Origin of the sequence: Pseudomonas guariconensis (assembly GCF_024127895.1) — a bacterium.
GTDB lineage: Bacteria > Pseudomonadota > Gammaproteobacteria > Pseudomonadales > Pseudomonadaceae > Aquipseudomonas > Aquipseudomonas guariconensis_B.
This window is the reverse complement of sequence record NZ_JAMYBK010000004.1, coordinates 118567-137090: the sequence shown is the minus strand read 5'-3', so window position 1 is coordinate 137090 and position 18524 is coordinate 118567. Positions and strand designations below refer to the sequence as shown.

The window sequence follows — 18524 nt, the reverse complement described above, 5'->3', positions numbered from 1 at the left end:
GATCAGTCAAGACATCGGTGATCAATCGGGGCTGCTTTGCAGCCCCGTATCGACCCGTCCTACGCCAGGCTCTTGCTCACCACTTCATACACATCGCTGGACAGCGCTCCCGACGCCAGGATCCGCTCCAGCTCGCCACGCATCAACGCCTGGCGCGCAGCATCGTACTTGCGCCAGCGGGTCAGCGGCGCCAGCTGGCGCGAGGCGATCTGCGGGTTGAAGGCGTTGAGTTCGATCACCAGGTCGGCGAGGAAGCGATAGCCCGAGCCATCGGCGGCATGGAAGTTCACCAGGTTCTGCCCGGCGAAGGCGCCGACCAGGGCACGCACCTTGTTGGGGTTCTTCAAGGTGAAGGCCGGGTGCTGCATCAGCGCCTTGACCCGCGCCAGGCCACCCGGCAGCGGGCTGGCGGCCTGCACGCTGAACCACTGGTCCATGACCAGCGGGTTGTCCTTGAAGTGCTCGGCGAAGGCCTCCAGGGCCTTGGCCCGCTCGGCCTCGAACGGCGAGTTGACCAGCACCGCCAGGGCGGTGAGGCGCTCGGTCATGTTGTCGCACTGGTCGAACTGCTCCAGGGTCGCTTCCAGCACCTCGGGCCTGCCGCTGAGCATCAGGTACGACAGCGCGATGTTCTGCAGGCTGCGGCGGGCGAAGTGCTCGGCCTCGGCGACGTAGGCGGTGTTGCGCGACACCTCGCGGTTGGCCTGGTAACGCGCCCACAGGGCATCGAACAGTTGCTCGGCGATCTGCTGGCGGGCGAACTCGCGGGCGGCGTGGATGGCGTCGACGTCGGCCACCTGGCTGATCTCGGTGAGGTAGGCCTCGCCCGGCAGCGAGAGCATCTCGGCGACCATGGCCGCGTCGAGCGCTTCGTTGCCCAGCACGGTGCCCAGCGCATCGACCAGGCGCTGGTCGAGGCTGAGCGCCTCGCCACGCTGGTGCTGGCCGATCAGCTCCTGCAGCACCTGCACCGACAACTGCTGGCCCGCTTCCCAGCGGTTGAAGCCATCGCTGTCGTGCTGCATGAGGAACATCAACTGGTCGCGGTCGTAGGGGAAGCCCAGCTTGACCGGCGCGCTGAAGCCGCGCAGCAGCGACGGCAGCGGCTTGGCGGCGATGCCTTCGAAGGTGAAGGTCTGCTCGGCCTCGGTCACCGACAACACGCGGCTGGTGCCCTGGGGCACGGCTTCGCCGGCCAGGCGCAGCGGCAGGTCGTTGCCTTGGGCATCGAGCAGGCCCAGCTCCACCGGGATCACGAACGGCTGCTTCTGGACCTTGTCGGGCGTCGGCGGGCAGCTCTGGCGGAAGGTCAGGCTGTAGGTCTGCGCCGCGGCGTCGTAGGCCTCGCTGACCTCCAGACGCGGGGTGCCGGCCTGGCTGTACCAGCGCTTGAACTGGGTCAGGTCGACGCCGTTGGCGTCTTCCATGGCCTTGATGAAGTCGTCGCAGGTCACCGCCTGGCCGTCATGGCGCTCGAAGTACAGGTCGCTGCCCTTGCGGAAACCCTCGGTGCCCAGCAGGGTGCGGACCATGCGCACCACTTCGGCACCCTTCTCGTACACGGTCAGGGTGTAGAAGTTGGAGATCTCGATGAAGCTGTCCGGGCGCACCGGATGGGCCATAGGGCCGGCATCCTCGGCGAACTGGTGGGTGCGCAGGTAGGCCACGTCCTCGATGCGCTTGACCGTGCGCGAGTTCATGTCGGCGCTGAACTCGGCATCGCGGAACACCGTGAAGCCTTCCTTGAGCGACAGCTGGAACCAGTCGCGGCAGGTCACGCGGTTGCCTGACCAGTTGTGGAAGTATTCGTGGGCCACCACGCCTTCGACCCGTTGGTGGGCGGCATCGGTGGCGGTCTCGGCGCGGGCCAGCACGCAACTGGAGTTGAAGATGTTCAGGCCCTTGTTTTCCATGGCGCCCATGTTGAAGTCGTTGACCGCGACGATCATGAAGATGTCCAGGTCGTACTCCCGGCCATAGACCTCCTCGTCCCAGCGCATGGACTTCTTCAGGCTGGCCATGGCGTGGTCGCACTTGTCGATGTTCTCCGGCTCGACGTAGATGCGCAGGGTGACGTCCCGGCCGGACTGGCGGGTGAAGCTGTCCTCGACGCACCACAGGTCGCCGGCGACCAGGGCGAACAGGTACGCCGGCTTCATGAACGGGTCTTCCCAGGTCGCCCAGTGCCGGCCGTCTTCGCCCTGGCCTTTTTCGAAGGTGCCGCTGCCGACCGGGTTGCCGTTGGACAGCAGCACCGGGTAGCGATGCTGCTCGGCGATCACCGTGGTGGTGAAGGTGCTCATCACGTCCGGGCGGTCGAGGTAGTAGGTGATCTTGCGAAAGCCCTCGGCCTCGCACTGGGTGCAGAACATCTTGCCGGACTTGTACAGGCCCTCGAGGGCCGTGTTGCTTTCCGGGTGGATCTTCACGCTGGTGTCGACGGTGAAGCGCTCGGCCTTGGGCTGCAGGGTCAGGCTGTCATCGTCGAGCTGGTAGTCACCGGCGGCCAGGGGCTGGTCGTCCAGTTGCACGCCCAGCAGCTCCAGTTGCTGGCCATCGAGCACCAGCGGCGGCAGGCCCGCGCCACGCGCGGGGTTGCGGCGCATGACCAGTTGCGCATGGACCAGGCTGTGGTCCTCGAACAGCTCGAAGGTCAGGTGCGTCTCGTCGATCAGGTACTCGGGCGCCTGGTAGTCCTTGAGGTAGATCACTTGCGGTTGTTCGGTACGCATGGTGGCGGTCCTTTTACTGGTGCACGGCCAATTGGTAGGCCGTGTACTTGCGAATGTTGATCACGCCGGTGTCGAAGATCAGGTACTGGCCCTTGATACCCAGCAGCGTGCCTTCGGCCACCGGGTTCTTGTCGAGGTTGAAGCTGACGATCTTCGACGGGTAGGCCTCGACCGGGTAGCGCATCTCGACCACCTCGGCATCCGGCAACGGCTGGATGGCCTGCAGGCCGAAGCGCTCCTGCAGGGCGCGCAGGCCCTCGGCACAGGCGTCGAAGATCCGCTCGCGGATGGCCGGCAGGTCCAGCGCCTCGGCATCGCCCTTGAGCAGGGCACGCCAGTTGGTGCGGTCCGGCACCTGGCTGCGCAGCAGGTCCTCGACCAGCCCGGACTGTTGCCGGGTGGCCACGCGCAGGATCGGCAAGGCCTGGCTGGCGCCCTGGTCGAGCCAGCGGGTGGGCAGTTGGGTGGCCCGGGTGATGCCGACCTTGATGCCCGACGAGTTGGCCAGGTACACCACGTGGTCGGTCATGCAGAACTGCTCGCCCCAGGACGGTTCGCGGCAGGTGCCGGCGTCGTAGTGGCATTTTTCCGGGGCCATGATGCACACATCGCACTGGGCCAGCTTGGTCATGCAGGGGTAGCAGTAGCCCTGGCTGAAGCTGGTCTTGGTGCGCTTGCCACAGTGGGTGCAATGGATGGCGCCGAGGTACTCCAGGCGCAGGGACTTGCCGATCAGCGGGTTGACCGGCACCTGCTCCTCGCCCAGGCGAAAGGCGTACTGCACGACCGGTGCTTCCAGGCGTACCGCCATCTTGCTCAGAGAGCCACGTGCGAGTTCGATCAATGTACCGAGTCCGACTTGAACAGGAGGTTGGCGATCGGCGCCGACTTCGAGGCGCATTCCTGCGGGCCCATGTAGCCGGTGCGCTGCTCCTCCGGGAGGTTCTTCATCTCCCAGGCGATCACCGCCTGCAGCGACAGTTCCTTCTGCTCGGGGGTGAGCTTGCGGCCGTCGGCCCATTTGCCGATCTCCACGGCCGTCTTCAGGCTTTCGTAGATCTCCGGGGTGATGTTTTCGATCATTTGCGCGAACGTGGACATAGCGTCTCCTCAGTCAGGCCGACAGTTTACGCCGGGCAAGCGCCCCACCCAAGAGCCCGGTCAGGCATCCGATGAGCAGCCCGCCAACGTGGGCAGCATTGGCGATCTGGCCGAAGCCCAGCTGGCTGACCACACCGCTCAGGCACACCAGCAGCCAGATGAGCATCATCGCCAGCACGCCCCTGGGCAGGCTGAACAACGGGTTGGGCGCCAGCCACTGGTACAGCCAGACATGCCCGAGCAAGCCGTAGAGCACCCCGGACAAACCGCCGAACAGGCTGGGGCCGCCCACGAAATGCTGGGCCAGGTTGGAAACCAGGCTGAACAGCAGGGTCAGCAGCAGGAGCCTCCAAGGCCCCTGGCGCAGCTCGATACGTCGCCCGAGCTCCCAGTACCACAGGCCGTTCATCGCCAGGTGCAGGATGCCGAAGTGCAGCAGCATGGGCGATACCAGCCGCCACCACTGGCCCTCGGCCAGGCCCTGGGCCAGCGGGGTGAAGTACAGGTAGTCGCCCTGCACGTGAAATTGCAGGAAGGTGAACCAGCCGATGGTCGAGAGGCTCTCGCCCAACCCTGTGAGGCCAGCCACCACCAGGCACAGCAGGAGGACGGCGACGGTGACCTTGCAGGCGCGGGCCTGCTCCGCCAGCGACGGCGGCCTCGGGCCGTTCTCCGCCAGAGCGGTGCCCTCGGGCAGTTCCAGGTCGGCATTGCCATCGGGGAAGCGCTGGTACAGTTGGCGCACGTCGTCGGCCAGGTGCGGGGGCGCCCAGAGCACCTGCTCCTCGCCCTCCTCGACCACCCGGTGCGGCACCTGCAGGCGCCGCAGCAGGGCGACGAAGCCACTGAGGTCGACCGCAAGCGGCAGGCGCATCACTTCGATCACATTCATTGGCTGGCCTGCGGACGGTCGACGTCGACCCAGACGAACTTGTGCGGGTCGATGCGTGTCTCGTCGTCCAGCCGATAGGCCGCCAGCTTGCCGTACAGCACCGCGCTGTAGTCCAGGCAGGCGAGGTTGTCGCGGATCGGTGCCGGCCGGCCGCTGCGCCAGTAGTGGCCGACGAACAGCAGCGGCTCGTCCTCGGCGTAGCGCAGCAGAGCGTTCTTCTCGCTGCGGCTCAGTGGCGTGCGGGCCACCTCTTCGGGCAGGGCGTCGGGCTGGAACACGATGTCCCCGTAGGTCTTCGGGTCTTCCTCCCAGAACTTGGTACGGAAGAAGGCGCGGGTCAGGCCGTCGCCGCCAGTCAGGGTCAGGCCGTCCGGCAGGCGCATGTCGGTGCCACGCAGCAGGCGGTTGCACACGGTCGCGGCGAAACTGCCGGAAACCGCCGAGGCCTGGACGAAATGCGCGTCGATGCAGCCGTCCGGGTACTGCTGGCGCAACGGCTCGATCAGCCGCGGGTCCCAGCAGGCATGCACCAGGCGGAAACGGCCGGCGTCGAGGAACAGCGGCAACTGGTAGAACCACTGCAGGAAGTCGTGCCAGTCGCCGGGGTGCTGGGCGAACTGGGTCAAGGTCTCGTCGATCAGGCGGGCATGGCGCGGGGTGTGCTCGCGGACGAAGGTCTTGCCGCTGCCGGGCAACGCCGGGGTGACCCAGCCCAGAGCGTTGTACTCATGGTTGCCCATGATGCAGAAGGCCTGGCCGGCCTCGACCATGTCGTGGACGATGTGCAGCGCTTCGCGGATGCGCGGGCCGCGATCGACGATGTCGCCGAGGAACAGGGCCTGGCGCCAGGGATGGCGCCAGACGCCGCCCACGCGCTTGTAGCCCAGGGTATCGAGCAGGCGTTCGAGGGTCAGGGCACAGCCGTGCACATCGCCGATGATGTCGAAACTTCGCGCCGGATCGAGCATCAGTCGCCTCCACCTCCAAGGCGGCTGCCCCAGCCAAGCTTGGTGCGGCAGACCTCGTAGTAATTGTGGTCCAGCGGGTGGATCAGGCGCAGCTTCTGCGGCTTCTTGCTCACCGTGATGGTGTCGCCGGGCGCGCAGGTGAAATGGTTCTGGCCGTCGCAGGAAACCTGCGGGTAGATCTGCAAGTCCTGGGACACGACGATCTTCAGCTCGCTGTTGCCGTCCACCACGATCGGCCGCCCGGACAGGGTATGCGGGTACATGGGCACGATGACGATGGCGTCGAGCTTGGGGTGCATGATCGGCCCGCCGGCGGACAGTGCGTAGGCGGTGGAGCCGGTCGGCGTGGCGACGATCAGGCCGTCGGCCTTCTGGCTGCAGACGAACTGGCCGTCGATGTAGATCTCGAACTCGATCATCCGCGTCGACTTGCCCGGGTGCAGCACCACGTCGTTGAGTGCGTCGCCCTGGCCAATGGCCTCGTTGTGGCGGCGTACCTCGGCCTGCAGCAGGAAGCGGTTCTCCACCAGGTAATGGCCGTCGAGCACCTCGGCGACCTTGACCTCCAGCTCGTCGGGACGGATGTCGGTGAGAAAGCCCAGGCTGCCACGGTTGATCCCCAGCACCGGGATGTTGTGCCGGGCCAAGGCGCGGGCGGCGCCGAGCAGGCTGCCGTCGCCGCCAACCACGATGACCAGGTCGCAGACCTCGCCCAGCAGCTTGCGTGTGGAGGTCTGCAAGCCATGGCCGGGCAGGACTTCGGCGATGGTGTCCTCGAGGATCACGTGCAGGTGGCGCTCGAGCAGGAATTTTTTCAGGCGGCGGATGGTGTCGAGCACCTGGGAGCTGCCGAGGCGGCCGATGATACCGATATTGCGAAATTGCTCCATGGTGCTCCTGCGAGGCTCTGCGGCGGGTGACGGGCGCATGGCGCCGATGCCGGGATTATGGGCGAAACGACCCGCCAGCGGCAAACCGGCTATGCTCGCAGGATGACGCCCTTCGCCGATCTGCACGCCCTGCCCCGCCAGTTGCGCCAACCTGCGGTGCGCGACCTGGCCTGGGCACTGGTATCGCCCCCGTTGCTGCGCGCGCCGCCCTGCCGCCAGCGCCATCCGCTGGCGGCCAGTGCCTGGGCCGACGATCCGCAGCGCCTGCGCCAGTGGCTGCTGGCGCTGGATGCCGACGACCAGCCCCTGCGCAGTTGGCTGGCCCGGCTCACCAGCCGCCGCCTGGGCCTCTACTACGAAAGCCTGTGGCAGTTCGCCCTGGGCCAGGCCCCGGGCATCGAGCTGCTGGCCGCCAACCTGGCGATCCGCGAAGGTGGGCATACCTTGGGCGAGCTGGACATCCTGCTGCGCGACCGCGAGGGCGTGCATCACCTGGAACTGGCGATCAAGCTCTACCTCGGGCCGGTGGGCGACGCAGGCCATGACCCGGTGCACTGGCTCGGGCCTGGCTGCCACGACCGCCTGGACCTGAAGCTCTCGCACCTGACCGGGCACCAGCTGCCGATTTCGGCACGCCCGCAGAGCCGCCAGGCGCTGGCGCGACTGGGGGTGGACGAGGTGCAGGCGCACCTGTGGCTGGGTGGCTACCTGTTCTACCCCTGGCCCGGGCAGGCCGAGGCGCCGACCGGGGCTGAGCCGCGCCACCTGCGCGGTCGCTGGCTGCACCGGCGCGACTGGCCGGCCTATGCGGCTGGCTGCACCCCTGGCCGCTGGCAGGCCCTGCCGCGTCACGCCTGGCTGGCGCCGGCGCGGGTACAGGCACAGGACAGCTGGTTGCCGGAACGGTTCGAGGCTTGGCTCGAAGGGCTGGACGACATGGCGCCCGCGCAACTGCTGGTCAGGTTGCAGGCCGCTGAGGACGGAGCCTGGGAAGAAACCGAGCGGCTGTTCCTGGTGGCTGACCGTTGGCCCCACCTGCCGGGGTGAAACCGCGCGCACCCTGGGGCCGCTTCGCGCCCCATCGCCGGCAAGCCGGCTCCCACAGGGTTAGCGCCGAACTTCAGGATTGCGCCATACCTGTGCAGGCTGTGTGAAAACCTCCAATGCTTTTTCAGGATCGCGCTTCTACGCGAAAGCTGGAAAAGCTTGGCTGCTCAACTAACCCAGAATACGCGTAGAAGCGCGATTTTCAGGTTGTTTTTTGAACAGCCCGATTGCTCGGAGGGTTTTCACACAGCCTGTACACAGTCCTCTGCATGACACAGATTGGTGAACACCGCTGGACCCTGTGGGAGCCGGCTTGCCGGCGATGGGCTGCAAGGCAGCCCCACTCGCTCTGAACTCGGGCCCACCGCGAATGAGCTGCAAAGCAGCCAGAACACGACTTGGCTCAAGGAAAAATCCCAAACCAGCGATTAGAGTGGAAAACACGCGCCGCCAGAGCGCCATCCCGAGCTGATGACGAGGACCGACCATGGTTTCATCCACACCCGCCGCGCACTATGCGCGCCTGTCCATCGCCCTGCACTGGCTGATGCTGGTGCTGCTGGCCGCCGTCTACGCCTGCATCGAGCTGCGCGGGCTGTTCCCCAAGGACAGCGCCGAACGCGACCTGATGAAGACGCTGCACTTCACCCTGGGCCTGACGGTGTTCGTGCTGGTATGGCTGCGCCTGGCCATGCGCCTCGCGCGCCCCACCCCGCCGATCGTGCCCCGGCCACCGGCCTGGCAGACCGGCCTGGCCCACCTGGTGCACATGCTGTTGTACCTGATGATGATCGGCCTGCCGTTGGCCGGCTGGTTGATCCTCAGCGCCGCCAACAAGCCGATCCCGTTCTATGGCCTCGAACTGCCGGCGCTGATCGCCCCCGACCCGGACCTGGCCAAGTTCATCAAGGGCTGGCACGAGCGGATCGGCAGTTGGGGCTACTGGCTGATCGGTTTGCATGCCCTGGCAGGCCTCTACCACCACTATGTGCGTCGCGACAACACGCTGCTGCGCATGCTGCCCTACAAGTAGCCACGCCGGCCCTGCAGGCCGCCGGTATGCAGGAAGATCAGCCGCGTGCCTGGCGCGAACCGCCCGGCCGCGGCCTGCTCGCGCAGGGCCATCAGCGCCTTGCCGGTGTAGACCGCCTCCAGCGGCAGGGCTGTCTGGCGCTCGGTTTCGTCGATGAAGGCCAGCAGTTCATCGTCGATACGGGCAAAACCGCCACGGCAAGCTTCGTGCAATACGTAGCCGCGGGCGCCGGCCAAGGCCGCCACATTCTGCGGCGCGCCATGCTCCCTGGGTACCGCCAGGGCGCCATGCACCGGGTGCCGGCCTGCTTCGGCCAGGACGATGCCGGCGAGGGTCGTGCCCGTGCCGGCAGCCAGCCACCAGGCGTCGTAGTCGTCCCAGCCCACGGCAGCCAGCTGCGTCCTGCCCTGTTCGACGATCAACCCGCAGCCTTGCGCCCCTGCCAGGCCGCCACCACCCTCGGGGATGCAGTGCCAGCCTGGATAGCGCGCCTGCCAAGAGTCCCAGAAACCCGGCTCATGACGTGCCCGGTAGCCACCATAGCCCAGCCAATGTAGCGCCATGCCCAAGTCCTGGAGATCGCGCACCGTCGGAGTGTCTCGGGGATGACCACGCAGCAGGCCAGCGGTGGCGAACCCAAAGCGCTTACCGGCTGCCGCCAGGGCATGGAGGTGGTTGGAGTGATCGCCACCGAGGCTGATCAGGCCGGGCGCGCCGGCTGCCCGGGCTTCGTGCAGGTGATGGCGGAGCTTGAACCATTTGTTGCCGCTGAGCAGCGGGTCGACCAGGTCCAGGCGCAGCACCGCGACCTCGACGCCGGCCTGGTCGAGCCAGGGCAAGGTCAAGGGTTGCAAGGGGGCTTGAGGGAGATTGGAAAAGGCTGGAGACATTGGGCGAGTCTATCAGGTGCTGGCACGCTGCTGGTCAGTTGAGACATGCGCGCCTCTAGGGCCCAGCAAAGCTGCCTCATGTGCGGTTGGCCCAGGCCCTGTACAAGTGGGGCTGCTTTGCAGCCCATCGCCGGCTCACAGCTCCGCCGCCAGCCTCGCCCCCTGGTTGATCGCCCGCTTGGCATCCAGCTCGGCGGCCACATCGGCGCCACCGATCAGATGCACCGACTGCCCCGCCGCCAGCAGCCCTTCGTGCAGTTCACGCAGCGGCTCCTGGCCGGCGCAGATCACCACGTTGTCCACCGCCAGCACCTGCGGCTCGCCCTCGCCGATACGCACATGCAGGCCGTCGTCGTCGATGCCCAGGTACTCGACGCCGTTGAGCATCTGCACCTGCTTGTTCTTCAGCCCGGTACGGTGAATCCAGCCGGTGGTCTTGCCCAGGCCGTCGCCGACCTTGGATTTCTTGCGCTGCAGCAGGTACACCTGGCGGGCCGGCGCATGCGGCTCGGCCTTGATGCCGGCCACGCCACCGCGCGCCTGCAGCTGCGTATCGATACCCCACTCCTTCCAGAACGCGGTACGGTCCTGGCTGGTCGCCACGCCCTGGTGCACCAGGTACTCGGACACGTCGAAACCAATGCCGCCAGCACCGATCACCGCCACGCGCTCGCCCACCGGCTTGCGCTCGAGCAGCACGTCCAGGTAGCTGAGCACCTTGGCATGCTCGATACCCGGGATCGCCGGAGTGCGTGGGCTGATGCCGGTCGCGAGGATGACCTCGTCGAAACCACCCGCCACCAGTTCGGCCACGCTGACACGGGTGTTCAGGCACAACTCGACCCCCGTACGCTTCACCTTGTTGCGGAAGTAGCGCAGGGTCTCGAAGAACTCCTCCTTGCCCGGTACCCGCTTGGCCACGTTGAACTGCCCGCCGATCTCGCCAGCGCCATCGAACAGGGTCACCTGGTGCCCGCGCTCGGCGGCCACGGTGGCTGCGGCGAGGCCGGCGGGGCCGGCGCCGACCACGGCGATGCGCTTGGCCTGGGCGACAGGCAGGTAGTTCAGCTCGGTCTCGTGGCAGGCGCGCGGGTTGACCAGGCAACTGGTGAGCTTGCCGCCGAAAGTGTGGTCCAGACAGGCCTGGTTGCAGCCGATGCAGGTGTTGATCTCGTCGGCACGGCCCTCGGCGGCCTTGTTGACGAAGTCCGGGTCGGCGAGAAACGGCCGGGCCATGGAAACCATGTCGGCATCGCCCTCGGCCAGCACCGCCTCGGCCACCTCCGGGGTGTTGATGCGGTTGGTGGTGATCAGCGGGATCTTCACCACGCCACGCAGCTTGGCGGTCACTTTGCTGAACGCCGCACGCGGCACCTTGGTGGCGATGGTCGGGATGCGCGCCTCGTGCCAGCCGATACCGGTGTTGATCAAGGTGGCGCCGGCCCCCTCGATGGCCTTGGCCAACAGGACGATCTCGTCCCAGGTACTGCCGCCCTCCACCAGGTCGAGCATCGACAGGCGGAAGATGATGATGAAGTCCTCGCCCACCGCCTCACGCACCCGACGGACGATCTCCACCGCCAGGCGCATGCGGTTCTCGTAGCACCCTCCCCAGCGGTCGGTACGCTGGTTGGTGTGGGCGGCGAGGAACTGATTGATGAAGTAGCCCTCCGACCCCATGATCTCGACGCCATCGTAACCGGCGCGCCGGGCCAGCACGGCGCACTGGACGAAGTCGGCGATCTGCTTCTCGATGCCCGCCTCGTCCAGTTCTCTGGGTTTGAACGGGTTGATCGGTGCCTGGATGGCGCTGGGCGCCACCTGGCGTGGGCTGTAGGCATAGCGCCCGGCATGGAGGATCTGCAGGCAGATCTTGCCACCGGCGGCATGCACGGCCTGGGTGACGATACGGTGCTGCTCGGCCTCTTCCTCGGTGCTGAGCTTGGCCGCTCCGGAATACACGCCGCCTTCGTCGTTCGGCGCGATGCCACCGGTGACCATCAGGCCGACACCGCCCCGGGCACGCTCGGCGAAATAGGCAGCCATGCGCTCGAAGCCGCCGGGGCGCTCCTCCAGGCCAGTGTGCATGGACCCCATCAGGGTGCGGTTGCGCAAGGTGGTGAACCCCAGGTCGAGCGGGGCCAGCAAGTGTGGATAGCGGTCGGCGGCCATGGAAGAACTCCCCATGAGGCATGATCACGGAATGCGGGTACCTCGGCCGGCATGGCGGGCCCCGTCGTTTGTCTGGCGTCGACATTAAACAGCCGTTTGAACGCGCTCAATGATCGAAACAGACAACTTGATGATCCTGCTGCACAGCCCCTCAGTGGCTGGCCGCCCGGCTTGCACCCCGGTCTGAGCTGACTCGGGCCTTGTGTCGCGATAGGGGCATTTGCCAAATCCAACACTGTAGCGCCGAAAAAGACGCCCCCTCAGCCCTTGATATTAAAGTTAAGTTAAACGTTAGGGTGAACGTGAAAGACCTACCCGGCATACCGCCGAGCGAAATCCCTGGCCGCACGCCTCGAGCGTGATGCCCCGTCCTGGAGATACTGACACGTGAAACTCGGAACCGTCGCCACACTGACTGGCATACTCCTGACCCCCCTAGCGAACGCCGCCCTGGCAGACGCCAACGGCCTCCCCAAGCACGCCGACACCACGGTGATCGATATCGCGGGTCACCCGGTGCCCGTGCTCAAAGGCGGGCTGTACGACCGTTACCGCTCCAACCCTCCCCTGTCGGTGATCCAGGCCCAAGCGCCAGGCATGGACTTGAGCTGGTTCAAAGGCCTGGAAAAAACCAAGGTCGATATGGGGTTCGAGTCCTACTCGCCGAACTTCTACTACCAGAACAGCCGCGTGACCGCTGTCTACACGGCCGATCTCGAACGCCTGCGCGCATTGATACCGGCCCAGGTGCTGGAGCAGGTGCAGCCCCTGCAGGTATGGCCGGGGCGGGGCCTGGTGGCGTTCACGGCCTACACCTACGACTACTGCGACAACGACAGCTACAACGAAATCGCGCTGTCGATCATCACCAACAAACCTGGCAAAGCGAATCTCGGGCCCTTCACCCTGATCGGGCAGTCGCTGTCGAAAGACTTCTGGGGTTACGTACTCAAGCTCCCAGTGAACACGGAGCTCGCACGTGTGCGGGGCGTGGTGGGCTACAACCTGCCGAAATGGCTGACAGACATCAACCGCCGAGAGGAAGCCGCGACGGTCTCGTACGACCTCTTCGACGACCAGACCGGCAAGGTCGATGTGACCTTCAAGGCGAAGAAACTCGACGGCCTGTCCCATGAAGCCGACCTGGTGACGAACAGCTTCACCAACCTCGACCACGACGGCCAGTTGACCTACGGCTATGCAACGTCCAGGCAGACCCGCCATGCATCGAGCATGAGCGCGGACTCGGCAGAGCTGGTGCTCGGTGAAGGCAGCCTGTCGACCTACATCCGCTCGTTGAAGCTGGGCAAGCTGGTGAAATACGAATACGTGCCCGAGTTCCAGAGCGCCCTGTATGCGCCCAAGCCACTGGCAGCGCTGAACGCGGGCAAGTGATGACGATGCAGGCGGCGACAGCCCGCGTCGACGCCCGCCCTACTTCAGCGCCCTGCCAGCTTGCTCATGTGCAGGCGCAACGCTCGCCTTGCCCAGGGCGATCTCTTCGCGCAGCCGATTCAACACCCGCTGGGTATTGTCCACGCACGGCATGCCCTCGGGCTTGCTCTGGATGACATCGATCACCAGCAGCAACTGCTCCTTGTTGTGTGCCAGGCGCTGTTGCAGCACTTCGATTTCCTCGACCTTGCGCTTGAGCCCCTGGAGCAGTTCGTCATGCTGCCAACCGTTCGAATCGACCGGCAACAGGTGGCGGATCTCTTCCAGGGAAAACCCGGCCGCCTGGGCACTGGTGATCATCTCCAGCACCCACACCGCGTCGGCCGAATAATCGCGGTAGCCGTTGGCCTTGCGCGCGACCGACTGGATCAGCCCGCTCGCCTCGTAGAAGCGGATGCGCGAAGGGGCCAGGCCGGTGATCCTGGCCAGCTCTCCGATTCTCATGGGACACACCTTCTGAAATGGATTGACCTTAAAGTGCACTTTAATCCTGGAGTCCTGCAGAGCCAAGGGGCGAAGTGGCTGAAGCCCCCCCCCCGACCCGTTGCACTTAGCTCATAACAAGGCTGTGGTCGCCCGTTCCATGGCTATAACCGCCCAGGCGCCAAAGCGGACCAGGGCGTGATCCTCAACTGGCGGCGCCAGGGCATGATGGGCTGTGCCATCGCGCACTACGACGGGATCGTCGCCTTCTCCCAGACCGACTTCACCGAAAGCCTGAAAAGCGTGACGGTGCCGGTGCTGGTGATGCATGGCGATGACGACCAGATCGTGCCCTATGACAACTCAGGCCCGCTCTGCGCCAAGCTGCTGCGTAACGGCACACTCAAGACCTACGCCGGCTTCCCCACGACATGCCGACCACTAACGCCGACGAGATAAACGCCGACCTGCTGGCCTTCATCCTTAGCTGAACCCTGCGGTGCGAGTGCAAGCCGCCCACTCCAGCCTTTTAAGCGCCCAGGCCACTGGCATTGACCCAGGTCCAAACCCTATCATCGACCAGGCTTATCCTTTACCCTTCCGTAACCCTGCAGCCCCTGGTGCATCAGTCGTTTTCAGGTGTTGAACAGGGCCATCGTTCGAGATTCAATGCATCGAGCGCCCGAGGTTTCGTGGAAAAATGCCCAGTATCCGTTCGATTTTCCACGTGGCCATTCCCGTTCCCAGCGAAAACTAAAGCTTCATGCGAAAACTCCTGGCAGGCGCCCTGGCGCTGGTGATGATCGCCGCCCTCTGCGGCTATGGTTTCTGGACCCAGCAACGCCCGGAAGGCCATTACCTTTCCGACCTGCGCATCGAGCTGGCGCTCAACCACGGGGTGCCGGGCGAACAGGGCAACCTGCTGGGCATCGAGCCGTTGCTCTACCCCAGCGACTACCAGAACCTGCAACGCCTGCACCGCAAGCTTTCCGCCTACCTGGAACAGGCCCGCGCCCTGGGGCTGGTCGGCCCGCGCACCGTGGTGGTGTTGCCGGAGCATATCGGCACCTGGCTGTGGGCCCGGGGCGAGAAGAACGAGCTGTACCAGGTCACCCAGCGCCGCGAGGCGTGGCAGTGGCTGGAGCTGAGCAACCCGCTGCGCTACGGCCTGGCCATGCTCGGCGCCACCGGTGACGACCGCCGCGCCGACGCCCACCTGCGCATGAAGGCGCAGCAGATGGCCGCCGACTACCAGCAGTTGTTCGGCGGCCTGGCCAAGGAATTCGGCGTGACGTTGGTGGCCGGCTCCATCGTGCTGCCCGCCCCCCATGTCGAACACGGCGTGCTGCGCACCGGCAGAGGCCCGTTGTTCAACAGCAGCCTGGTCTTCGCCGGCGACGGCTCGGTGCTCGGCCAGCCGCAGCGCCAGCAGTACCCGGACAGCGAGATGCGCCGCTATGTCCAGGACGGACGCCAGCATCCCCTGCAAGTGCTGCAGACCCCCGCAGGGCGTCTCGGCGTGCTGGTGGGCAGCGACAGCTGGTATCCAGAAAACCATCGGCAGTTGGCCCGTCAGTCGGTGGAGCTGATCGCCAACCCGGCATTCCTCAGTGGCAAGGACAGCTGGAGCGCCCCCTGGCGTGGTAATCGCCACCAGCGAGCCGCGGCCGAGCTGCCGTTGCAGCGCGGCGAGGTCAGCGAGCAGACGGCCTGGCAGCAATTGACCCTGGGCGCCACCCATGCCGGGGCCACCAGCATGAGCGTGTTCCTGCGTGGCCAGTTCTGGGAGCTGGGCAGCGATGGGCAGGGCTTTGCCAACCGTGCCGGCGAGCAGTTGGCCGGCAACCCGAGCCACGGCGCCCGCCTGCTCAACCTGTGGCTGTGACGCGATGCCACGCCCCCGCGTACGCCTGGGTGACCTCTCGGTAGGCTTCGTCCAGCCCTTGGACGAGGCGCTGCGCCAGCTCGGCCACGACCCGGCGCCCTTGCTGCTCCGCTATGGGCTGGATGCCGCGCGCCTGGGCGAGGCCGGCGCACGCCTGTCGATCCCGCGCTACATGCACCTGGGCCATGCCGCCATCGAGCGCTGTGGCGATCCGGCCCTGGGGCTACGCATGGGCAGCCTGAGCCGCCTGGCCCAAGCCGGCCTTGCCGGCGTCACCGCGGCCCAGGCGCCCTGCCTGGGCGAGGCGGCACGCACCCTGCTGCGCTTCGAGCCGCTGTACGCGGCCAACTATCGGGGCCGTTCGAGCTTCATCGAAGACGCCCAGGGCGCCTGGCTGCGCTTTTATTCCATCAGCCCCTACAACGCCTACAACCGCTTCGTGGTCGACTCGCTGCTGGCCGGCTGGCTGGCGCAACTGTCGGGCCTGGCCGGCGTGCCGGTGCAGGCCGAGCGCATGGAAATCGAGTTCGAGGCGCCCGCCTATGCCGCCCAGTACCAGGCCCTGTGCTGCGCGCCGGTGCAGTTCGGCGCCGCCAACAACCAACTGCGCCTGAGCCGGGCCACCCTGGAACGCGCCAACCCGCAGCATTGCCCAAGCACGTGGCAGCACCTGTTGCAGCTGTGCGAAGCGGAACTGGCCCAGCGCACCCGCATCCGCAGCCTGGGCGAACGCATCACCCACCTGCTCGGCCCCTTGCTCAACGGCGGGCGGGAACCGAGCCTGGAAGAAGTGGCGCAGCGCCTGCAGTTACCGAGCTGGACCTTGCGCCGCAAGCTGGCCGAGGAAGGCACCCGCTTTCGCGACCTGCTCAACGACACGCGACGCGACCTGGCCGAGACCTACATCCGCGATACGGAGCTGGCCTTTGGCGAGATCGCCTATCTGTTGGGGTTCGCCTCGGCAGAGGCCTTCCAGCGCGCCTTCAAGCGCTGGACCGGCCTGACGCCGGGGGCGTTTCGCCGCAACCAGCGGCGGGCGGGCACTTAGAGCTCGGTGGCGTCGTCCGCCGGCTCGGGGGTATCCAGTTGGTATGCCTGGTCTTCGAGCAGCTCTTCCTGATACTCATCCATAGGCCTGCGTCCTCTTCACTCGTTTGCACTCTCGGGTCATGCCGCCACCCTAGGCTGGCCAGGTGAAGGAATCATGACAACTCCATGAGTGGTAAACGTAGCAGGCCTCCTGGAAGTTATCCCATCGCACCTGTAACAGCGGATGAGCGCCGCTACAGGGGCTCAGGCGAGGCTTGCGGGGCGGGTTCCGCCTCGGTTGCCGGCAGCTCCTGCTGCACCTGGATCGGCGCCGGATCGCTGGGGGGTGCTATCGGCTGGGAGCCTTGGCTGTCGTCCACCGTGGGCGCCGTCGGCACCTCGCTGGCCGGCGCCGCGGCCTGTGCTTCAGCCGCGCCAGGTTCCACGGCCTCGCTCGCGCTGGGCTGGGCAGGCGCTGGCTCGGCCAGGGAAGGTGCGGCTGGTGCCGAGGGGACAGCCTGGGCTGCCACCGGCATGGCCGCCGGCGGGGCAACCGGGGCCTGCACCTGCTCCGGCAAGCCAAGGTCGGCAGCCGGCTTCTCGGCCTTGGGCGCCTCGGCCTTGGGCTTTGCCTTCTTCGCCAGTTTGGGTTTGGGCAGGTAGCTCTCCACCAGGGCGAAATAGCGATCGTAGAACTGCGGTGCCGTCACCGTCTCGCTGGCCACCTTGACCATGGAGTCGTCGGTCGAGCCGATCGGCATCGACACCGAACCGAGCACACCTACGCCCAGGCTGGCCGAGGTATTGGATTTTTTCAGGGTGTAGCGGTCCTGCAGCGCGTTGGCGAACATGGTCGAACCCTGCTCGTCGTTGCTGTCGGGGGCGCAGGTGACGTTGAAGCTGATCTGCAGGTGGTTCTCGCTGTTCTGCTGGAAGCTCTTGTTGCCGTTGACCTGGTTGGCGCCACTGCTGGTGATGATGTAGCCCTGGCTCAGCAGGGCACGCCGGGCCGCCTCGCAGGAGCCGGCCTCGCTGACCGGGAAGCTGCGCGAGAAGGTGCCCGAGTCGTCGAAGTTCTCGTGCTCGTAGACTGCGGGTTTCTTCGAGGAACAACCGGATACGCCCGCCAGCACAAGGGCCAGCCCGAGCGCACCGAAGACGGATGATCTGGACATCGTGGATTCCGGGGGTAGGACAAACGGTGCTTATTGTGCAACACCTGGCGCATCACTGAAACCGCGACGCTCGTCTCACCAGGCAAAATTCATGATCGCTCGTCAGGTAGCCAGTGGAAGCTGCCTCGGAAAGCAAAAAAGCGACCCTGAGGTCGCTTTCTGGCGAGCTTCGAGGTGTTCAAGGGACCTCGAGGCGAAGATGGCGCAGCGGACGGGACTCGAACCCGCGACCCCCGGCGTGACAGGCCGGTATTCTAACCGACTGAACTACCGCTGCGTATCGCTCAGGCCTGCGCCTGATTGAAACTGGGATCTGACCTTCCAGCGGCGATCGCACAAAAGGCAGGCACAAAAAAAGCGATGCTCGATCGCTTCTTGTGTTGCTTCGAGAAGTTCAAGGGCCTCGAAGCGAAGATGGCGCAGCGGACGGGACTCGAACCCGCGACCCCCGGCGTGACAGGCCGGTATTCTAACCGACTGAACTACCGCTGCGTATCGTTCAGGCTTGCGCCTGATTGAAACTGGGATCTGGCCTGAAGACCTTGCCGGTTCTTCAGACCCCAGACCGGTGACCAGCACCCATCTGAAGAAAAGTGGCGCAGCGGACGGGACTCGAACCCGCGACCCCCGGCGTGACAGGCCGGTATTCTAACCGACTGAACTACCGCTGCGCATTGTGGACTTGCGTCCGGTTCCTCTCAATTGGCTTCATCGTACGAATCGGCCTGGGTCAGGAACAATCTCAGGAAGTGGTGGGTGGTGACGGGATCGAACCGCCGACCCTCTGCTTGTAAGGCAGATGCTCTCCCGGCTGAGCTAACCACCCGTTGGT

The 18524-nt window shown here is 66.0% G+C and carries 15 protein-coding genes, 4 tRNA genes and 1 pseudogene; 6 read left to right on the top strand and 14 right to left on the bottom strand.

Features of this window, described 5'->3' with window-relative positions; genetic code table 11:
• Window positions 1-59: 59 nt before the first annotated feature.
• Genes pepN through NJF35_RS06985 form a run of 6 tightly spaced genes read right to left on the bottom strand, consistent with a single transcriptional unit; the run spans window position 60 to window position 6583 of the window.
• Complete coding sequence (pepN, locus tag NJF35_RS07010; RefSeq protein WP_253090874.1) at window positions 60-2732, bottom strand: aminopeptidase N; 2673 nt, start codon at window positions 2730-2732, stop codon at window positions 60-62.
• A gap of 13 nt (window positions 2733-2745) precedes the next feature.
• A complete protein-coding gene (locus NJF35_RS07005; protein WP_225787003.1) occupies window positions 2746-3576 on the bottom strand; it encodes a DUF2797 domain-containing protein in 831 nt (276 codons plus the stop codon).
• Complete coding sequence (locus tag NJF35_RS07000; RefSeq protein WP_225787004.1) at window positions 3573-3833, bottom strand: YeaC family protein; 261 nt, start codon at window positions 3831-3833, stop codon at window positions 3573-3575. The genes NJF35_RS07005 and NJF35_RS07000 overlap by 4 nt, the downstream gene beginning before the upstream one ends.
• A 13-nt stretch (window positions 3834-3846) precedes the next feature.
• Window positions 3847-4725, bottom strand: coding sequence for a rhomboid family intramembrane serine protease (locus NJF35_RS06995; protein WP_225787005.1), 879 nt, complete (start codon window positions 4723-4725; stop codon window positions 3847-3849).
• Complete coding sequence (locus NJF35_RS06990) at window positions 4722-5693, bottom strand: metallophosphoesterase (protein WP_225787006.1); 972 nt, start codon at window positions 5691-5693, stop codon at window positions 4722-4724. Before NJF35_RS06990 ends, NJF35_RS06995 begins: the two co-directional genes overlap by 4 nt.
• Window positions 5693-6583 carry an NAD(+) kinase gene (locus NJF35_RS06985; RefSeq protein ID WP_225787007.1) on the bottom strand — a complete coding sequence of 297 codons (891 nt, stop codon included), beginning with the start codon at window positions 6581-6583 and terminating at the stop codon, window positions 5693-5695. Before NJF35_RS06985 ends, NJF35_RS06990 begins: the two co-directional genes overlap by 1 nt.
• A gap of 57 nt (window positions 6584-6640) precedes the next feature.
• Here NJF35_RS06985 and NJF35_RS06980 point away from each other — a divergent pair, with 57 nt between their 5' ends.
• A complete protein-coding gene (locus tag NJF35_RS06980) occupies window positions 6641-7630 on the top strand; it encodes a DUF1853 family protein (RefSeq protein WP_253090873.1) in 990 nt (329 codons plus the stop codon).
• Window positions 7631-8117: 487 nt separating this feature from the next.
• Window positions 8118-8663, top strand: coding sequence for a cytochrome b (locus tag NJF35_RS06975; RefSeq protein WP_253080976.1), 546 nt, complete (start codon window positions 8118-8120; stop codon window positions 8661-8663).
• Here NJF35_RS06975 and NJF35_RS06970 read toward each other — a convergent pair.
• Window positions 8654-9553 carry a 1-aminocyclopropane-1-carboxylate deaminase/D-cysteine desulfhydrase gene (locus tag NJF35_RS06970; RefSeq protein WP_225787010.1) on the bottom strand — a complete coding sequence of 300 codons (900 nt, stop codon included), beginning with the start codon at window positions 9551-9553 and terminating at the stop codon, window positions 8654-8656. The genes NJF35_RS06975 and NJF35_RS06970 overlap by 10 nt on opposite strands.
• 135 nt (window positions 9554-9688) lie before the next feature.
• Window positions 9689-11725, bottom strand: coding sequence for an NADPH-dependent 2,4-dienoyl-CoA reductase (locus NJF35_RS06965; RefSeq protein WP_225787011.1), 2037 nt, complete (start codon window positions 11723-11725; stop codon window positions 9689-9691).
• 426 nt (window positions 11726-12151) lie between these two features.
• Here NJF35_RS06965 and NJF35_RS06960 point away from each other — a divergent pair, with 426 nt between their 5' ends.
• Window positions 12152-13120 (top strand): acetoacetate decarboxylase family protein, encoded by a 969-nt coding sequence (locus tag NJF35_RS06960; RefSeq protein ID WP_253080994.1) that lies wholly within the window; start codon window positions 12152-12154, stop codon window positions 13118-13120.
• Window positions 13121-13159: 39 nt separating this feature from the next.
• Here the strand turns inward: NJF35_RS06960 and NJF35_RS06955 are convergent, their stop codons facing one another.
• A complete protein-coding gene (locus tag NJF35_RS06955; protein WP_225787012.1) occupies window positions 13160-13624 on the bottom strand; it encodes a MerR family transcriptional regulator in 465 nt (154 codons plus the stop codon).
• 132 nt (window positions 13625-13756) lie between these two features.
• Between NJF35_RS06955 and NJF35_RS06950 the strand changes: the two are divergent.
• The 3 genes and pseudogenes from NJF35_RS06950 to NJF35_RS06940 all read left to right on the top strand — a co-directional run.
• A pseudogene (locus tag NJF35_RS06950) lies at window positions 13757-14094 on the top strand (alpha/beta fold hydrolase); the annotation flags it as partial.
• A gap of 272 nt (window positions 14095-14366) precedes the next feature.
• Complete coding sequence (locus NJF35_RS06945) at window positions 14367-15488, top strand: carbon-nitrogen hydrolase family protein (protein ID WP_253090872.1); 1122 nt, start codon at window positions 14367-14369, stop codon at window positions 15486-15488.
• 4 nt (window positions 15489-15492) lie between these two features.
• Window positions 15493-16536 carry an AraC family transcriptional regulator gene (locus NJF35_RS06940; RefSeq protein ID WP_253080974.1) on the top strand — a complete coding sequence of 348 codons (1044 nt, stop codon included), beginning with the start codon at window positions 15493-15495 and terminating at the stop codon, window positions 16534-16536.
• Window positions 16537-16771: 235 nt separating this feature from the next.
• On the opposite strand, the gene NJF35_RS06935 is transcribed toward NJF35_RS06940, so the two are convergent.
• From NJF35_RS06935 to NJF35_RS06915, 5 genes are all read right to left on the bottom strand, one after another.
• The gene (locus NJF35_RS06935) at window positions 16772-17692 is read right to left on the bottom strand and encodes a DUF2242 domain-containing protein (protein WP_253080973.1); all 921 of its coding nucleotides are present in this window, start codon (window positions 17690-17692) and stop codon (window positions 16772-16774) included.
• Between the two features lie 200 nt (window positions 17693-17892).
• A tRNA-Asp gene (locus NJF35_RS06930) sits at window positions 17893-17969 on the bottom strand.
• Window positions 17970-18107: 138 nt separating this feature from the next.
• A tRNA-Asp gene (locus NJF35_RS06925) sits at window positions 18108-18184 on the bottom strand.
• Window positions 18185-18286: 102 nt separating this feature from the next.
• A tRNA-Asp gene (locus tag NJF35_RS06920) sits at window positions 18287-18363 on the bottom strand.
• Window positions 18364-18442: 79 nt separating this feature from the next.
• Window positions 18443-18518: transfer RNA gene (locus tag NJF35_RS06915), tRNA-Val, on the bottom strand.
• Window positions 18519-18524 lie beyond the last annotated feature (6 nt).